At 58.9% G+C, this 16,506-nt stretch carries 16 protein-coding genes and 1 pseudogene; 10 read left to right on the forward strand and 7 right to left on the reverse strand.

Annotation, left to right across the window (positions count from 1 at the left end; all coding sequences use genetic code 11):
- Nucleotides 1–13 precede the first annotated feature (13 nt).
- The 3 genes from MOQ67_RS16000 to MOQ67_RS16010 all read left to right on the forward strand — a co-directional run bounded on the left by MOQ67_RS16000 (nucleotide 14) and on the right by MOQ67_RS16010 (nucleotide 1,380).
- The gene (locus MOQ67_RS16000; RefSeq protein ID WP_198718858.1) at nucleotides 14–346 is read left to right on the forward strand and encodes a hypothetical protein; all 333 of its coding nucleotides are present in this window, start codon (nucleotides 14–16) and stop codon (nucleotides 344–346) included.
- Between the two features lie 88 nt (nucleotides 347–434).
- Nucleotides 435–725, forward strand: coding sequence for a helix-turn-helix domain-containing protein (locus tag MOQ67_RS16005; RefSeq protein WP_198718857.1), 291 nt, complete (start codon nucleotides 435–437; stop codon nucleotides 723–725).
- A 307-nt stretch (nucleotides 726–1,032) separates the two neighbouring features.
- Nucleotides 1,033–1,380: a hypothetical protein gene (locus MOQ67_RS16010; RefSeq protein WP_198731683.1), complete on the forward strand. Its 348-nt coding sequence runs from the start codon at nucleotides 1,033–1,035 to the stop codon at nucleotides 1,378–1,380.
- Between the two features lie 529 nt (nucleotides 1,381–1,909).
- Here the strand turns inward: MOQ67_RS16010 and MOQ67_RS16015 are convergent.
- A complete protein-coding gene (locus tag MOQ67_RS16015; protein WP_198717552.1) occupies nucleotides 1,910–2,431 on the reverse strand; it encodes a hypothetical protein in 522 nt (173 codons plus the stop codon).
- A gap of 261 nt (nucleotides 2,432–2,692) precedes the next feature.
- Between MOQ67_RS16015 and MOQ67_RS16020 the strand changes: the two genes are divergently transcribed.
- From MOQ67_RS16020 to copC, 3 genes are all read left to right on the forward strand, one after another.
- Complete coding sequence (locus tag MOQ67_RS16020) at nucleotides 2,693–4,558, forward strand: copper resistance system multicopper oxidase (protein WP_198717551.1); 1,866 nt, start codon at nucleotides 2,693–2,695, stop codon at nucleotides 4,556–4,558.
- A 9-nt stretch (nucleotides 4,559–4,567) separates the two neighbouring features.
- Complete coding sequence (locus MOQ67_RS16025; protein WP_198717550.1) at nucleotides 4,568–5,452, forward strand: copper resistance protein B; 885 nt, start codon at nucleotides 4,568–4,570, stop codon at nucleotides 5,450–5,452.
- Between the two features lie 70 nt (nucleotides 5,453–5,522).
- The gene (gene copC / locus MOQ67_RS16030; RefSeq protein ID WP_198717549.1) at nucleotides 5,523–5,909 is read left to right on the forward strand and encodes a copper homeostasis periplasmic binding protein CopC; all 387 of its coding nucleotides are present in this window, start codon (nucleotides 5,523–5,525) and stop codon (nucleotides 5,907–5,909) included.
- A 150-nt stretch (nucleotides 5,910–6,059) separates the two neighbouring features.
- Here the strand turns inward: copC and MOQ67_RS16035 are convergent, their stop codons facing one another.
- The 4 genes and pseudogenes from MOQ67_RS16035 to intI1 form a co-directional block, all read right to left on the reverse strand.
- Complete coding sequence (locus MOQ67_RS16035; RefSeq protein WP_077747747.1) at nucleotides 6,060–7,070, reverse strand: tyrosine-type recombinase/integrase; 1,011 nt, start codon at nucleotides 7,068–7,070, stop codon at nucleotides 6,060–6,062.
- Between the two features lie 242 nt (nucleotides 7,071–7,312).
- A pseudogene (locus MOQ67_RS16040) lies at nucleotides 7,313–9,994 on the reverse strand (Tn3 family transposase); the annotation flags it as partial.
- 3 nt (nucleotides 9,995–9,997) lie between these two features.
- Entirely contained in the window at nucleotides 9,998–10,558 is a 561-nt protein-coding gene (locus MOQ67_RS16045) for a recombinase family protein (protein ID WP_011645023.1), read from the reverse strand.
- Nucleotides 10,559–10,898: 340 nt separating this feature from the next.
- Nucleotides 10,899–11,912 (reverse strand): class 1 integron integrase IntI1, encoded by a 1,014-nt coding sequence (intI1, locus tag MOQ67_RS16050; protein WP_000845048.1) that lies wholly within the window; start codon nucleotides 11,910–11,912, stop codon nucleotides 10,899–10,901.
- Between the two features lie 145 nt (nucleotides 11,913–12,057).
- Here intI1 and MOQ67_RS16055 point away from each other — a divergent pair, with 145 nt between their 5' ends.
- From MOQ67_RS16055 to MOQ67_RS16070, 4 genes are all read left to right on the forward strand, one after another.
- A complete protein-coding gene (locus tag MOQ67_RS16055) occupies nucleotides 12,058–12,846 on the forward strand; it encodes an ANT(3'')-Ia family aminoglycoside nucleotidyltransferase AadA5 (protein ID WP_000503573.1) in 789 nt (262 codons plus the stop codon).
- Nucleotides 12,847–13,051: 205 nt separating this feature from the next.
- Nucleotides 13,052–13,399, forward strand: coding sequence for a quaternary ammonium compound efflux SMR transporter QacE delta 1 (locus tag MOQ67_RS16060; RefSeq protein WP_000679427.1), 348 nt, complete (start codon nucleotides 13,052–13,054; stop codon nucleotides 13,397–13,399).
- Nucleotides 13,393–14,232: a sulfonamide-resistant dihydropteroate synthase Sul1 gene (gene sul1, locus MOQ67_RS16065; protein ID WP_000259031.1), complete on the forward strand. Its 840-nt coding sequence runs from the start codon at nucleotides 13,393–13,395 to the stop codon at nucleotides 14,230–14,232. The genes MOQ67_RS16060 and sul1 overlap by 7 nt, the downstream gene beginning before the upstream one ends.
- A 127-nt stretch (nucleotides 14,233–14,359) precedes the next feature.
- Nucleotides 14,360–14,860: a GNAT family N-acetyltransferase gene (locus MOQ67_RS16070; RefSeq protein ID WP_000376623.1), complete on the forward strand. Its 501-nt coding sequence runs from the start codon at nucleotides 14,360–14,362 to the stop codon at nucleotides 14,858–14,860.
- Here MOQ67_RS16070 and MOQ67_RS16075 read toward each other — a convergent pair.
- Nucleotides 14,829–15,740 (reverse strand): TniB family NTP-binding protein, encoded by a 912-nt coding sequence (locus tag MOQ67_RS16075; RefSeq protein ID WP_448675949.1) that lies wholly within the window; start codon nucleotides 15,738–15,740, stop codon nucleotides 14,829–14,831. The two genes, MOQ67_RS16070 and MOQ67_RS16075, sit on opposite strands and share 32 nt — an antisense overlap.
- Before the next feature lie 59 nt (nucleotides 15,741–15,799).
- Complete coding sequence (locus tag MOQ67_RS16080; protein WP_075657560.1) at nucleotides 15,800–16,366, reverse strand: recombinase family protein; 567 nt, start codon at nucleotides 16,364–16,366, stop codon at nucleotides 15,800–15,802.
- Between the last annotated feature and the right edge of the window lie 140 nt (nucleotides 16,367–16,506).

The following is a 16,506-nucleotide window of genomic DNA, read 5'->3' on the forward strand; positions in this document are numbered from 1 at the left end:
AAGAGCTTTTCCAATGGATTTGAAAAACGCTGCTGAGTTTGATCGTGTTGTAACGTGCGTCCTGACTGCTCTCGCCGAGAGTTTTCCAAGGCCTATGGATCTTAATTTCCATGCCTTGGGTCTTGCTGATGGCCCAGGTTCTAACCTTGTAAATGGTCGTTATCTTGATACGGAGAGCACGCCTCAGCATCAGTTCGCTTCGCACTGCGTCCGCTTTCTTTTAGCTGAAGAGTATATTTCTGGAACTGTTCATCCCGTCTGGGCGGCCGGTGTGCTGTTAACAGCCAAGGGGCTTGAGCTGATTAATGCGATTCCTGATTCTCTTCTGCGCGGCACGCATTCTTAACATCTCGTTCTGAAATTTCTGATAACTGCAGTTATCAGAAATTTCTGGTATCGCCTTCAAGTGTGGCTTCTGAGCCCAGGTGAAACTCATGACAGAGCAAGAAAGCTACGCCAGTGTCTGGGATGCAATATGCGATTCACCAGGTGAAGCGACCGTCATGAAGCTCAAGTCGAAGCTGCTGATCGTTTTGCAGAATCGCGTCAAAAGCTGCTCGGGAAAGGAAGCGGCTGCTTTTCTTGGCATTACCAAGCCGCGGCTAACTGAGTTAGTCCAGGGCAAAATAGATCGCTTCACCCTTGAACAGCTCGCCCAGTTGGTTGTAGCTGCTGGCCTTGACGTAGAGATACAGGTCAAACCTCGACTGCCCGAAGGGCATTAGGCGCCATAATTTTTCACGGTGAAAACTTGATCTTTCCGCGCCGATACCCGGCAACGCCGGCCGGTCTTCAGACAAAGAAAAACCCCAGCGATCGCTAGACCACTGGGGTTATCTTCGCAGGTCACGTTCCCAGGCTCACGCACCTGGTACTTCGCGCCCTAATTACTGCTTTTCGAAACGGCTTTGTTCAGTTCTTTTCTGTGAATCACCCATTAAATTAGGTCAAAATCACATGTGGTACAATATGTCAATCCGCAGAGATATTTAAATTCAACGCGGATGCACATTATTAATTGAGGAATATTTAATGGTAAATCAGCAAGCCGAAAAATTTGATGCCGCTGTGATCAACATTTTTAGCCATCTTCGAATGTCCTTTCCAGAACCTCTATTTATAAAGGCTGATTCCGCTGGATATACGGTCGTGAGCAAATCTGCTGGAGATGAAGATTTTGGATCGGGCCCTGGGATTGACTTAAGTTCTGATGAGAAGCATTTCATGGCATGCGTCCAATGGCTCGAACAAGAAGGTTACATTCGGCACTCAGGGGCAGGCTTCAATGGCTTTGATGGTGCAGTGCTCACTAGAAGAGCCATCGATTTGCTGGGTGTCCAGCTGCGATCATTTGATCCAGAAACTTATCGTGATGATTGACCGAGGTTAGATTTGAGCGTGGTCGGGGGCTTTCAGCACGTTGAAAGGCGCGCCTCTTGGCCCCCTGGTTCTTATCCGAAGGTTCGCATAATGTATATTATGTTAAATCATGTGCCAGGTTAGGAAGCCGCGGATTCGCGCTGTCCATTTCCACTTACCCCTAGTCGCTTTTCCACAAAACCCCGGTTGCTGAAAAATCAGCGCTGTTGGCGCTCCATTCTCACACCCGCCCTTAGGTCGCCCTGTCACGGAATCTCCGTTTCCGTATCTGAAGCTTTGGTGACTCGCTAGCACCCAGTACGTCTGCTAAACGTAAATGCACCACGCAAAGATTCTAGCGCGGGTTCACCAATGACGCGGCCATTCATCCCATTCCCAATCTTTCCTCCCTACAGTCATTGGCGGCCTATTTGCATCCAGGGGCTAGAAAAGATGCTCAACTATTGATAGCGGCAAATGTGGACTAGCAGATACATCGCCGATACCGGCCTCTTTCGGCTTACGGCAGAAATTATTTACCTTGCACCACTCAAACATGTGCATGGCTGATGGCTTTGTAGACACGCATCAATCTTAAAAGCGGCCACCAGTCATATAGAAAAATCTGCAGCGGTCGCCACATTGCCACCCAGCCAACGATCATCAGGCTTTCGCGCGCTGTGCCGACTACAGCGCCAGTGCCCAGTTGGCCAATGACATCGACTGCAATCAGGCAAAGGGTAACAAAGGCGATGCCGATCACCAGGCTGATGCGGCCATCTCGAAGGAGGTGTTTTAACTCACTGCGCGTGAGGCCTGCCTTATGATCAAAGTAATTGTGGATTGCCTCGATCATGATCGCACTTGGATCGCCCTCTGCTGGTAGGTGCTCAAGGTGGATTGTGATACGAAGCCGGCTGTCCGACGAAAATTCCGCCGCCCAAGTCTCAATGAACGCTTCAGCTTCGCGATCGAGATCCTTGTTAAGAAAAGGTGTCGGATCCATCGAGTTAAACAACTGCCCAAGCTCGCGTACTCGAAGTTGAAGGTGATGCTCTGGTTTTTTTCTCATGGCACTTACCGATTGTGACGACTACGTCAGCGCTAACCTGACACGGCCTATCACAACAAGACAACTCTATCGATGCTGCCCTATCGCAGCGCAGCCAAATTGCCGCCGCCAACCTGACGGAAATGTAATCACGCGCGGGCTGATGATGTGACATCTTGCTCGCAAAATGGCAGCTGGCACCGACTCTCTGAAGCGAGCCATGGCCCTACTGTGGCAGCGCTTTCGTATCTGCCTGGACTCCGACTGACTGGATACCCCTCCATGCATTCCAGAACATCAAGACGCACTTTCGTGAAAGCCTTGGCGGCAGGCGGGGTACTCGCAGGCTTTGGGCTGTGGCGCAGCCCGGTGTGGGCAATTACCAGTCCGGGGCAGCCGAATGTGCTCGCTGGCACTCATTTCGATCTGACTATCGGTGAAATGGGGGTGAACTTCACGGGCACGCCCCGCTCCGCCATGACCATCAACGGCAGCCTCCCCGGCCCGATACTGCGCTGGCGCGAGGGCGATACGGTGACGTTGCGGGTCAGGAATCGGCTCAAGGAAAACACCTCGATCCATTGGCACGGCATCATTCTGCCGGTGAACATGGACGGTGTACCGGGTCTGAGTTTTCACGGCATCGAACCGGGCGGCCTGTACGTTTATTCGTTCAAGGTCAAACAGAACGGCACCTACTGGTATCACAGTCATTCCGGGTTCCAGGAGCAGGTCGGCGTCTACGGCCCTTTGGTCATCGATGCAAAGGATCCCGAACCCTTCAGCTATGACCGCGACTATGTGGTGATGCTGTCCGACTGGACGGATGAAGACCCAGCGCGGGTCATGAAGAAACTCAAGAAACAATCCAGCTACTACAACCTGCACAAGCGCACCGTCGGCGACTTCATTGATGACGTCAGCAAGAACGGTTGGTCTGCGACCGTCGCGGATCGGAAAATGTGGGCTGAAATGAACATGAACCCCACCGATCTTGCCGACGTTAGCGGCGCCACCTACACCTACTTGCTCAACGGACAGGCTCCCGACAGCAACTGGACAGGCATTTTCAAGCCCGGCGAACGGCTGCGCCTGAGGTTCATCAACGGCTCGGCGATGAGCTACTTTGACGTGCGTATTCCTGGGCTGAAAATGACTGTCGTCGCCGCAGACGGGCAGTACGTGAAACCGGTGAGCGTCGATGAGTTCCGCATCGCCGTGGCCGAAACCTTTGATGTGATCGTCGAACCCACCGAAAATGCATACACCTTGTTCGCCCAGTCGATGGATCGCACCGGTTTCGCGAGAGGCACATTGGCTGTACATGAAGGGCTCTCGGCCCCTGTGCCGTCCCTGGATCCACGTCCGTTGATCACGATGAGCGACATGGGCATGGGGGATATGGCCGGCATGGATCATGGCGATATGACGGGTATGACCCAGGACTCGATGCAAGGCATGGAGAGTATGGATCACAGCCAAATGGCGGCCGGCGAGGACAACGGCATGCAGGGTATGACGGGCATGGACGGTGGATCGATGCAGAGCATGGATCACAGTCAGACGCCAGTCTCGGCAGACACGTCGGGGCACTCGATGCCGGGCATGAGCAGCATGGACTCGATGGAGCCTCACCCGGCCTCGGAAGCGAATAACCCGCTGGTCGACATGCAGACGATGAGTCCCACACCGAAACTCAACGATCCTGGCATGGGACTGAGAAACAACGGTCGCCGGGTGCTGACCTACTCAGACCTGAAGAGCACCTTCCAGGATCCCGATGGTCGGGAACCCAGCCGCACCATCACGCTGCACCTGACTGGACACATGGAAAAGTTCTCGTGGTCTTTTGACGGCGTCAAATTCGCGGACGCCGAACCACTTCATCTCAAATATGGAGAGCGCATCCGAGTGGTTCTAGTCAACGACACCATGATGATGCATCCCATTCATCTGCATGGCATGTGGAGTGACCTGGAGGATGAAAACGGTGATTTCATGGTTCGCAAACACACCATCGACATGCCGCCCGGCACCAAACGCAGCTACCGCGTGACCGCCGACGCCCTGGGGCGATGGGCGTACCACTGCCACCTGATGTACCACATGGAAATGGGCATGTTCCGCGAAGTCCGTGTACAAGAGTAGGAGCCAGACATGAACTTCGATAGAACCGCTAAACCGCTACTCGCCGGCCTGGCCATCCTCGGGATGGGTGTCATGACGCTTGCTTATGGGCAGACCGAGCCAATGCAAGGTATGGACGGCAACCAGATGCAGGAGATGGATCACTCCCAGATGCAGGGTATGAAACCCGCAGCGCCCCAGCAAAGCCGTACACCCATTCCGGCGCTCACCGATGCCGATCGCGCGGCGGTGTTTGAAAGCCATGCCGGCCACCAGATGCACGACAGCGCCATCAACTCATTTTTCCTGATCGATCAACTCGAATGGCAAGACGCTGACAAGGGCAGCGCATTACGTTGGGAAGCCAACGGCTGGATTGGCGGCGACACGGATCGTCTCTGGCTGCGTACCGAAGGCGAGCGAACCAATGGCGTGACCGAAAGCGCTGAGCTTCAGGCACTCTGGGGACACGCCGTCAGTCCCTGGTGGGACGTGGTCAGTGGTGTGCGACAAGACTTCAAACCTGGCGCACCGCAGACCTGGGCGGCGCTGGGGCTGCAAGGCATGGCGCTCTACGACTTTGAAACTCAAGCCACCGCTTACCTGGGCGAGGCCGGCCAGACCGCGCTGCGGCTCAAGGGTGACTACGATATTTTGCTGACCAACCGTTTGATTCTGCAACCCACTGCGGAAATCAACCTCTATGGCAAAAACGACCCGCAACGGGCCACAGGCTCAGGGCTGTCGGACACCGAGGTCGGCCTGAGACTGCGCTATGAAGTACGCCGCGAGTTCGCACCTTACATCGGCGTGACCTGGAACCGCGCCTACGGCAAAACGGCGGATTACTGCCTCGAAGAAGGCGAAGACCAGAGCGATACGCGCTTTGTCGTCGGTGTGCGAATGTGGTTCTAAACCTGACCGAAAGATACATCCATTCTAACAGTAACACCCCACCCACGGCCCAGGCCGTCAGGAGCCTTGCATGTCATCGTTTAAAGCCCTCGGTGCTGTCGCTGCACTCAGCATCGGTTTGTTGTTGAGCACTGCCGCCCAGGCGCATCCAAAACTACTGTCCTCTACTCCGGTCGATGGCGCCACCGTGGCTGCACCGGCAAAAATCGAACTGAATTTCTCGGAAAAGCTCACCACCCAGTTTTCCGGCGCGAAATTGATCATGACTGAAATGCCGGGCATGTCTACCCACTCCCCCATGGGTGTCAAAGCGAGTGTCGCGGGTAGCGACGATCCGAAAATGATGGTCATCACCCCGGCAGCGCCGCTCACACCTGGCACATACAAGGTCGAGTGGAGGGCGGTTTCTTCCGATACCCACCCGATCACAGGTACCGTGACCTTTAAAGTCAAGTGATCCAGGGGGCGTGCCGAGATAAGCCAAAAATTAGGACATTCGTTCTGTAAGTAACTGTTTTTAAGGGAACTGCTCATGTGCTGCGGAAGGACGGTCGAGAATAGAGGGTGGCCACTTGGGATTCTAACCAGCCCTGCTTACAAACCTTGGCTACGGTTTGCGTCGTAATAACGAGCCAGCCGCATTCTCCTCGAAAGCTCCAGCTTCCTCGATATAGCCGTGTACGGTGCCATCGTGCCGCCAGCCACCCTGTCGTTTGATCTCAAGGAAATCCGCCCCAGCCCGATGCGCACTGGTAGCCAGTCCCCGACGCAGACTGTGGCTGCTCAGTTCGGGCACATACAACAGCCCTGCGGCTTCGGCACGTGCCGTCAGGATGGTATTCACGCTGCCCTCGTGCAGTGCCACCTCGCCGAGTACGCCCCAGCGGCTGATGCGCCGGAACAGTGGCCCCTGAACGATCTGAGCCGCGTCCAACCACCGGCGTAGCGCTGTCGCGGGGCAGCAGATGCTGTCGCCGTATGGGATCGCCTTGTCGAGTCCCTCGCCCTCCTGATCGGTCTTGGAACGGGGCAGCGTGATCCGTAGACCTTCCTGCTCCCACTCGAGGTATTGCATCTCCAGCGTGACCAATTCGCTGCGCCGGAACGCACCAAAATACCCGACCTGGAGCAGTGCACTGTCCCGCAGTGTCGCCAGTCCGTCGAGCGTGTTCAGGTGCACCACGATGCGTTCGAGATCCTCTAGGACCAGGGCCTTGGCTTTTTGTCGAGGCCGCCCGTTCACCCGCTCAATACCGCGCAAGGTTTTGCCCACGGTGGCGCTGGCGGTAGGGTCAGGAAAACCCTGATAACGGTGCCATTGCGACAGCGCCGTGAGGCGCAGGGCCAGGGTGCGCGGGTTCAATACTTCCGCAAAAGACAATAGATAACGAATCAGCGCGGCTTCATCGCACGGCAGCACGCCGCCCCAGGCGAGAAAGTGGCGAATGGCCGAGCGGTAGGTGCGCCGGGTGTTGTCGGTTGTCGCGGCGGCGAGAAAACGCTGATGTTGCTCAGCCAATTGTTCGGGGGTGGTGAGCGTACCGGGGGTACGCGCAAGTACTGTCGGCTCTTCGTGCCGCCTGGTGGGGAGGTTTTCGTCATTATTGCCGGCTGTCATCACGAAGCGCCTGTTTAGGCCATGTGTACCGCAGATTATAGACACAACCCTCGATCGCGATGACTTAACTCACGATAACCGCGCTTATCGTGGGTCAACTGACGGTCTCAGTCGGCTGAACTATTCTGTACTTAAATCGAGGTATTACGTTTTCCATAATACGGTACGAAAAAATCCGAGGTGTTCATGGCCCGTTCCGGCGTCCTCTACCTGCATGTTGCCCAGGCGGCCACCCAACTGGTGAAGAACACCGCCCTGGCCAGGGAGTTGCGCGCCTCGCCCTTGTTCAGTCCGGCATGCACGCGGCGACGTAGCTCTACGCTTTGCAGCCAGTCGAGGATGAACAGTGTGCGCTCAATCCGGCCCAGTTCGCGCAAGGCCACGGCCAGACCGTTCTGGCGCGGGTAGCTGCCGAGCTTGCGCAGCATCAGCGAGGCAGTGACGGTGCCCTGCTTGATCGAGCTGGCCAGGCGCAGGATGTCGTCCCAGTGGGCGCGGACATGCTTGATGTTCAGGGTGCCGCCAACCATTGGGCGCAATGTCGGGTAGTCCTGGACGCTATTCGGAACATACAGCTTGGTTTCGCCGAGGTCGCGGATGCGCGGTGCGAAGCGGAAGCCCAGCAGGTGCATCAGGGCGAAGACGTGATCGGTGAAGCCAGCCGTGTCGGTGTAGTGCTCCTCAATCCGTAGGTCGGACTCGTGGTACAGCAAGCCGTCGAGCACATAGGTGGAATCGCGCACGCCGACATTCACCACGCGGGTGCTGAACGGTGCGTACTGGTCGGAGATATGGGTGTAGAACAGCCGCCCCGGCTCGCTGCCGTACTTCGGGTTGACGTGCCCGGTGCTTTCGCCCCGACCGCCCGCCCGGAAGCGCTGGCCATCGGAAGAAGAGGTCGTGCCGTCGCCCCAGTGAGCGGCGAAGGTATGACGGTACTGGTGGTTGACCAGCTCGGCTAGGGCCGCCGAGTAGGTTTCGTCTCGGATGTGCCAGGCTTGCAGCCAGGACAGCTTGGCGTAGGTCAGGCCGGGGCTCGACTCGGCCATCTTGGTCAGCCCGAGGTTGATCGCATCGCCCAGGATCGCTGCCAGCAGCAATGTCCGGTCTTTGGCCTCGGCACCGTCCTTCAGGTGGGTGAAGTGGCGGCTGAAGCCCGTCCAGTCGTCCACGTCCATCAGCAGTTCGGTGATCTTGATGCGCGGCAGCAACTGGCTGGTCTGGTCGATCAGCGCCTGCGCGGTATTGGGCACCGCGGAATCCAGTGGGGTGATCTTCAGCCCCGACTCGGTGAGGATGGCATCGGGCAGCTCGTTGTCCTTGGCCAGGCGGGTGACGGTGGCCAGCTGCTCGTCCAGCAGCTGCAAGCGCTCTTCCAGGTACTGGTTCCTGTTCGGGTTGATCGCCAGGGGCAGAGCCTGCGCATGCTTGAGCGCGGCGAACCTCTCTGCCGGCAGCAGGTAGTCGTCGAAGTCGCGGAACTGCCGCGAGCCCTTGACCCAGATGTCGCCGGAGCGCAGCGCGTTCTTCAGCTCTGACAGGGCGCAGATTTCGTAGAAGCGCCGGTCGAGGCCTTCCGGGGTTATCACTAGCGGCCTCCAGCGCTGCTTGATGAAGGCGGTGGGCGCATCGGCCGGCACCTTGCGCAGGTTGTCGGCGTTCATCTCGCGCAGGGTCTGCACGGCCGCCAGCACGCCTTGCGCAGCCGGGGCGGCGCGCAGTTCCAGCACCTCCAACAAGGCTGGCGTATAGCGGCGCAGGGTGGCGAAGTTCTCTCCAACCAGGTGCAGATGGTCGAAGCCCTCCGGCCGGGCCAGCAGCTCGGCCTCGCTGACGCTCTCGGTGAACTCGTCCCAGGGAATCACCGCCTCGATGGCGGCGTAGGGATCGCTGCCGCTTTCCTTGGCCTCCAGCAGGGCCTGGCCGATCTTGGAGTACAGGCGCACCTTGTCGTTGATCGCCTTGCCTTGCTTCTGGAACTGCTGCTGATGCTTGTGCTTCGCGCCGCTGAACAGCTTGACCAGGATGCGGTCGTGCAGATCGACCAGCTCATCAATCACGGTCGCCGTACTCTCCAGCACCACGGCGGCCAGGGTCGCGTAGCGCCGCTGCGGCTCGAACTTACAGAGGTCTTTGGGCGTCATCTGCCCACCCTCGCGGGCCAGCTTGAGCAGGCGGTTCTGGTGGATGTGCCGGCCCAGAGCTTCGGGCAAATCCACCAGCTGAAATGTCTTCAGCCGCTCGATGTGTTCGAGCATGTGCCGGGAGTTCGGTTTTAGTGGGGCCTGCCGCAACCAGGTCAACCAGGTGATGCTGCTGCCGGCCTTGAGCTTCAACAGCTCGTCCAGTTTGGCCCGATGCGAGTCCGTGAGTGGTTCGACCAGGGCGCGGTAGACCCGGCGATTGGCCCGCGCAATGGCTTCCGAGCAGGCCCGGTCAATCACGCTCAGCGCCGGCAGGATGCGCCGCTTCTGCCGCAGACTCTCCAGCGCCTGGCCGGCCAGCAGCAAACCCTTGTCGGTCTGCTGGGCCAACTCGGTCAGCTCGCGCACCAGGGCGCGGAAGTCGGACAGGCCGAACGGGGCCAGTTGTAGGTAGGTGCGCAGTTCCTGGGCGTGCTCGCGGCGAGTCACGTCGCGTTCGCCGTATTTCGCCCAACTCGTTGGGTCGGCCTGAACTTGCTTGGCCACCCACTGGATGACCGGCTCGGGCAACTCGCTGTCGCTGCCCAGCGCATAGCCTGGATATCGCAGCAGGCTGAGCTGCACCGCGAAGCCCAGGCGGTTGGCGTCGCCGCGCCGCTGGCGGATCAGCGACAGGTCGGAGTCGTTGAAGGTGTAGTAGCGGATCAGGTCATCCTGGCTTTCCGGCAACGCGAGCAGGGTATCCCGCTCCGTAGCCGAGAGGATCAAGCGACGCGGCATGTATCAATCGTCCGTGCGTAGGTACTGGTAGAGAGTTTCCCGGCTGATGTTGAACTCGCGGGCAAGCTGCGCTTTGGGCTCGCCGGCCGACGCCCGCTGTCGCAGGGTAGCAGCCTGCTCGTCGGACAGGGCCTTCTTGCGGCCCCGGTACGCGCCGCGCTGCTTGGCCAGGGCGATGCCCTCCCGTTGCCGCTCACGGATCAGGGCGCGCTCGAACTCGGCGAAGGCCCCCATCACCGACAGCATCAGGTTGGCCATCGGCGAGTCATCGCCGGTGAACACCAGGCCCTCTTTCAGGAACTCGATACGCACGCCGCGCTGGGTCAGCTTCTGCACCAGGCGTCGCAAGTCATCGAGGTTACGGGCCAGGCGATCCATGCTGTGCACCACAACGGTGTCGCCCTCGCGGACGAAGCCGAGCATGGCCTCCAGCTGGGGACGCTGGGTGTCCCTGCCCGAGGCTTTGTCGGTGAACAGCTTGCCGACCTCAACTTGCTCAAGTTGTCGTTCCGGATTCTGATCGTAACTGCTGACCCGGACATAACCGATGCGTTGTCCCTGCAAGATGCCTCCATGGGCTGTAGGGCTTACGTTGGTTTTTGGTTCCATTGCGCCCGAAGCCTTGAATTTGTCAGGCTGAAATCTATGACCTTGGCAAGCATGTGTCAAAGAATGTGAAAGCGGATTCTATTCTGACGGCGCTGTCGTTTTCAGAAGACGGCTGCACTGAACGTCAGAAGCCGACTGCACTATAGCAGCGGAGGGGTTGGATCCATCAGGCAACGACGGGCTGCTGCCGGCCATCAGCGGACGCAGGGAGGACTTTCCGCAACCGGCCGTTCGATGCGGCACCGATGGCCTTCGCGCAGGGGTAGTGAATCCGCCAGGATTGACTTGCGCTGCCCTACCTCTCACTAGTGAGGGGCGGCAGCGCATCAAGCGGTGAGCGCACTCCGGCACCGCCAACTTTCAGCACATGCGTGTAAATCATCGTCGTAGAGACGTCGGAATGGCCGAGCAGATCCTGCACGGTTCGAATGTCGTAACCGCTGCGGAGCAAGGCCGTCGCGAACGAGTGGCGGAGGGTGTGCGGTGTGGCGGGCTTCGTGATGCCTGCTTGTTCTACGGCACGTTTGAAGGCGCGCTGAAAGGTCTGGTCATACATGTGATGGCGACGCACGACACCGCTCCGTGGATCGGTCGAATGCGTGTGCTGCGCAAAAACCCAGAACCACGGCCAGGAATGCCCGGCGCGCGGATACTTCCGCTCAAGGGCGTCGGGAAGCGCAACGCCGCTGCGGCCCTCGGCCTGGTCCTTCAGCCACCATGCCCGTGCACGCGACAGCTGCTCGCGCAGGCTGGGTGCCAAGCTCTCGGGTAACATCAAGGCCCGATCCTTGGAGCCCTTGCCCTCCCGCACGATGATCGTGCCGTGATCGAAATCCAGATCCTTGACCCGCAGTTGCAAACCCTCACTGATCCGCATGCCCGTTCCATACAGAAGCTGGGCGAACAAACGATGCTCGCCTTCCAGAAAACCGAGGATGCGAACCACTTCATCCGGGGTCAGCACCACCGGCAAGCGCCGCGACGGCCGAGGTCTTCCGATCTCCTGAAGCCAGGGCAGATCCGTGCACAGCACCTTGCCGTAGAAGAACAGCAAGGCCGCCAATGCCTGACGATGCGTGGAGACCGAAACCTTGCGCTCGTTCGCCAGCCAGGACAGAAATGCCTCGACTTCGCTGCTGCCCAAGGTTGCCGGGTGACGCACACCGTGGAAACGGATGAAGGCACGAACCCAGTGGACATAAGCCTGTTCGGTTCGTAAGCTGTAATGCAAGTAGCGTATGCGCTCACGCAACTGGTCCAGAACCTTGACCGAACGCAGCGGTGGTAACGGCGCAGTGGCGGTTTTCATGGCTTGTTATGACTGTTTTTTTGTACAGTCTATGCCTCGGGCATCCAAGCAGCAAGCGCGTTACGCCGTGGGTCGATGTTTGATGTTATGGAGCAGCAACGATGTTACGCAGCAGGGCAGTCGCCCTAAAACAAAGTTAGGCATCATGGGTGAATTTTTCCCTGCACAAGTTTTCAAGCAGCTGTCCCACGCTCGCGCGGTGATCGAGCGCCATCTGGCTGCGACACTGGACACAATCCACCTGTTCGGATCTGCGATCGATGGAGGGCTGAAGCCGGACAGCGACATAGACTTGCTCGTGACCGTCAGCGCCGCACCTAACGATTCGCTCCGGCAGGCGCTAATGCTCGATTTGCTGAAAGTCTCATCACCGCCAGGCGATGGCGGAACATGGCGACCGCTGGAGCTAACTGTTGTCGCTCGAAGCGAAGTAGTGCCTTGGCGCTATCCGGCGCGGCGTGAGCTTCAGTTCGGTGAGTGGCTCCGCCACGACATCCTTTCCGGAACGTTCGAGCCTGCCGTTCTGGATCACGATCTTGCGATTTTGCTGACCAAGGCGAGGCAACACAGCCTTGCGCTTCTAGGCCCATCCGCAGCCACGTTTTTCGAGCCGGTGCCGAAGGAGCATTTCTCCAAGGCGCTTTTCGACACTATTGCCCAGTGGAATGCAGAGTCGGATTGGAAGGGTGACGAGCGGAACGTCGTTCTTGCTCTTGCTCGCATTTGGTACAGCGCTTCAACTGGTCTCATTGCTCCTAAGGACGTTGCTGCCGCATGGGTATCGGAGCGTTTGCCTGCCGAGCATCGGCCCCTCATCTGCAAGGCACGCGCGGCGTACCTGGGTAGCGAGGACGACGACCTAGCAATGCGCGTCGAAGAGACGGCCGCGTTCGTTCGATATGCCAAAGCAACGATTGAGAGAATCTTGCGTTGAGCGGCATGTGCGAAAAGTGCATCGACCCGCGCCGAGGGCATCTGATGCCTAACTCGGCGTTCAAGCGGACGGGCTGCGCCCGCCGCTCAACTATGCGTTAGATGCACTAAGCACATAATTGCTCACAGCCAAACTATCAGGTCAAGTCTGCTTTTATTATTTTTAAGCGTGCATAATAAGCCCTACACAAATTGGGAGATATATCATGAAAGGCTGGCTTTTTCTTGTTATCGCAATAGTTGGCGAAGTAATCGCAACATCCGCATTAAAATCTAGCGAGGGCTTTACTAAGCTTGCCCCTTCCGCCGTTGTCATAATCGGTTATGGCATCGCATTTTATTTTCTTTCTCTGGTTCTGAAATCCATCCCTGTCGGTGTTGCTTATGCAGTCTGGTCGGGACTCGGCGTCGTCATAATTACAGCCATTGCCTGGTTGCTTCATGGGCAAAAGCTTGATGCGTGGGGCTTTGTAGGTATGGGGCTCATAATTGCTGCCTTTTTGCTCGCCCGATCCCCATCGTGGAAGTCGCTGCGGAGGCCGACGCCATGGTGACGGTGTTCGGCATTCTGAATCTCACCGAGGACTCCTTCTTCGATGAGAGCCGGCGGCTAGACCCCGCCGGCGCTGTCACCGCGGCGATCGAAATGCTGCGAGTCGGATCAGACGTCGTGGATGTCGGACCGGCCGCCAGCCATCCGGACGCGAGGCCTGTATCGCCGGCCGATGAGATCAGACGTATTGCGCCGCTCTTAGACGCCCTGTCCGATCAGATGCACCGTGTTTCAATCGACAGCTTCCAACCGGAAACCCAGCGCTATGCGCTCAAGCGCGGCGTGGGCTACCTGAACGATATCCAAGGATTTCCTGACCCTGCGCTCTATCCCGATATTGCTGAGGCGGACTGCAGGCTGGTGGTTATGCACTCAGCGCAGCGGGATGGCATCGCCACCCGCACCGGTCACCTTCGACCCGAAGACGCGCTCGACGAGATTGTGCGGTTCTTCGAGGCGCGGGTTTCCGCCTTGCGACGGAGCGGGGTCGCTGCCGACCGGCTCATCCTCGATCCGGGGATGGGATTTTTCTTGAGCCCCGCACCGGAAACATCGCTGCACGTGCTGTCGAACCTTCAAAAGCTGAAGTCGGCGTTGGGGCTTCCGCTATTGGTCTCGGTGTCGCGGAAATCCTTCTTGGGCGCCACCGTTGGCCTTCCTGTAAAGGATCTGGGTCCAGCGAGCCTTGCGGCGGAACTTCACGCGATCGGCAATGGCGCTGACTACGTCCGCACCCACGCGCCTGGAGATCTGCGAAGCGCAATCACCTTCTCGGAAACCCTCGCGAAATTTCGCAGTCGCGACGCCAGAGACCGAGGGTTAGATCATGCCTAGCATTCACCTTCCGGCCGCCCGCTAGCGGACCCTGGTCAGGTTCCGCGAAGGTGGGCGCAGACATGCTGGGCTCGTCAGGATCAAACTGCACTATGAGGCGGCGGTTCATACCGCGCCAGGGGAGCGAATGGACAGCGAGGAGCCTCCGAACGTTCGGGTCGCCTGCTCGGGTGATATCGACGAGGTTGTGCGGCTGATGCACGACGCTGCGGCGTGGATGTCCGCCAAGGGAACGCCCGCCTGGGACGTCGCGCGGATCGACCGGACATTCGCGGAGACCTTCGTCCTGAGATCCGAGCTCCTAGTCGCGAGTTGCAGCGACGGCATCGTCGGCTGTTGCACCTTGTCGGCCGAGGATCCCGAGTTCTGGCCCGACGCCCTCAAGGGGGAGGCCGCATATCTGCACAAGCTCGCGGTGCGACGGACACATGCGGGCCGGGGTGTCAGCTCCGCGCTGATCGAGGCTTGCCGCCATGCCGCGCGAACGCAGGGGTGCGCCAAGCTGCGGCTCGACTGCCACCCGAACCTGCGTGGCCTATACGAGCGGCTCGGATTCACCCACGTCGACACTTTCAATCCCGGCTGGGATCCAACCTTCATCGCAGAACGCCTAGAACTCGAAATCTAACGTCCGTTCGGGCATCGAGGTCCATGTCGGGGTGGGACGGGCCCGTGGCTTCAAGATCACTTGCAGTCCGACCGCGATGTCTTGGTTGCGCGAGAGGTTGTCGACAGGCCATGCTGAGTGTGCGATGGTTGATCGCTTCCTCGCCGCTCTCCACGGCGACGATGGCCGCCGCCATCAGCAAGTGCGCCAGTTCCCCTATGGTGCCCTCGCTGCGTGTGAGCAGGTAGCGAGCCATGTCCAGCGTGGCAATTGGGGAAGGCCGGCGCAGCGGGAGCGAAGCGGCGAAGCTGGCCAGCAGTGAGCAGCAATCGTCGTTGGCCTCCCATACCGGCAGCATCATCGGCTCGAAGCGATTTTCCAACTGGTCATCGGAGCGGATGGCTAGGTAGGCGTCGCGCGTGCCTACCCCAACCAACGGGATGCGCAGTTCGTTGCCGAGGAAGCGCAGCAGGTTGAGGAATTCCCGGCGGTTGACGCTGTTGCCGGCCAGCACGTTGTGCAGCTCGTCGATCACCAGCATGCGCACGCCGACCTTGCGCAGCAGTGCCAGAGCCAGTTGCTCCATTTCCGGCAACCGTGGGCGTGGGCGCAGCGGCGCGCCCATCGCGGCGAGCAGCGCGACGTAGAAGCGGATCACGGACGGCTCGGACGGCATCTGCACGACCAACACCGGGATGTGCTCCTGGTCGGCGTCGGAGCTGGCCGGGTGGGTGCGGCGGAACTTCTCGACGATCATCGACTTGCCATTGTTGGTCGGGCCAACCAGCAGCAGGTTGGGCATGCGTTGCTTGTTTGGCCACGCATAAAGGGCTTCCAGCCGGTTCAGCGCCTCGACTGCGCGCGGATAGCCGATCCAGCGGTCGGCGCGAAGGCGCTGGATGCGCTCGTCCGCCGGAGGGGTCGTCTCAGAAAACGGACCGCAAAGTACGCTAAGCCGGACTACCCCGGCCCCTGCCGATGCTTGGCCAGCAGCCGCACAACGGTGGAAGGATGGACTCGAAACAAGCGGGCAGCATCAGCCCCCGTCTTCTGCCCCGACGTGATCAGGGCGACGATCTCTTTTTGCTGTTGCTGCGTCAGCTTCGGACGTCGGCCGCCGACGCGCCCATCCTTGCGCGCAGCTTCCAGACCGTGCCGCGTGCGCTCGCGTAGCATCGCCCGCTCGAACTCCGCGAATGAACCGACGATCTGCATCATCATTCGTCCAGCCGGTGTCGTGGTGTCGATAGATTCAGTGAGACTCTGAAAGCCCGCGCCCGCTTCTTCAATCTTTTCCAAGGTCAGCAGCAGGTCTTTCAAGGACCGGGACAAGCGATCCAGTTTCCATACCACCACCACATCGGCCTTGCGCAGGTGGCCAAGCAACCGATGCAGCTCCGGACGATCCCAGCGCCCACCAGAGGCCTTCTCCTGGAAGATCAACTCACACCCTGCCGATTGCAAGGCAGAGATTTGAGCTTGGTTGTCTTGCTCTTGGGTCGAAACGCGGGCGTAACCGATGCGCATGATTGCTTATTCCTATTGCCATTTGTTTTTATTTTGCAATACGTTTTAGCAACGCACAACACCTTATGGGTGTGCTGCCTCCATTGTGATTGCGCAAATGACCGTTTTTGCAATCTACTCAAGACTTTATTTTGTAGATC

Source organism: Pseudomonas sp. LY-1 (assembly GCF_053502595.1).

Coding starts and splice junctions, on each gene's coding strand:
- MOQ67_RS16000 (WP_198718858.1), top strand. CDS start 14: ATGGATTTGAAAAACGCTGCTGAGTTTGATCGTGTTGTAACGTGCGTC.
- MOQ67_RS16005 (WP_198718857.1), top strand. CDS start 435: ATGACAGAGCAAGAAAGCTACGCCAGTGTCTGGGATGCAATATGCGAT.
- MOQ67_RS16010 (WP_198731683.1), top strand. CDS start 1,033: ATGGTAAATCAGCAAGCCGAAAAATTTGATGCCGCTGTGATCAACATT.
- MOQ67_RS16015 (WP_198717552.1), bottom strand. CDS start 2,431: ATGAGAAAAAAACCAGAGCATCACCTTCAACTTCGAGTACGCGAGCTT.
- MOQ67_RS16020 (WP_198717551.1), top strand. CDS start 2,693: ATGCATTCCAGAACATCAAGACGCACTTTCGTGAAAGCCTTGGCGGCA.
- MOQ67_RS16025 (WP_198717550.1), top strand. CDS start 4,568: ATGAACTTCGATAGAACCGCTAAACCGCTACTCGCCGGCCTGGCCATC.
- copC (WP_198717549.1), top strand. CDS start 5,523: ATGTCATCGTTTAAAGCCCTCGGTGCTGTCGCTGCACTCAGCATCGGT.
- MOQ67_RS16035 (WP_077747747.1), bottom strand. CDS start 7,070: ATGACAGCCGGCAATAATGACGAAAACCTCCCCACCAGGCGGCACGAA.
- intI1 (WP_000845048.1), bottom strand. CDS start 11,912: ATGAAAACCGCCACTGCGCCGTTACCACCGCTGCGTTCGGTCAAGGTT.
- MOQ67_RS16055 (WP_000503573.1), top strand. CDS start 12,058: ATGGGTGAATTTTTCCCTGCACAAGTTTTCAAGCAGCTGTCCCACGCT.
- MOQ67_RS16060 (WP_000679427.1), top strand. CDS start 13,052: ATGAAAGGCTGGCTTTTTCTTGTTATCGCAATAGTTGGCGAAGTAATC.
- sul1 (WP_000259031.1), top strand. CDS start 13,393: ATGGTGACGGTGTTCGGCATTCTGAATCTCACCGAGGACTCCTTCTTC.
- MOQ67_RS16070 (WP_000376623.1), top strand. CDS start 14,360: ATGGACAGCGAGGAGCCTCCGAACGTTCGGGTCGCCTGCTCGGGTGAT.
- MOQ67_RS16080 (WP_075657560.1), bottom strand. CDS start 16,366: ATGCGCATCGGTTACGCCCGCGTTTCGACCCAAGAGCAAGACAACCAA.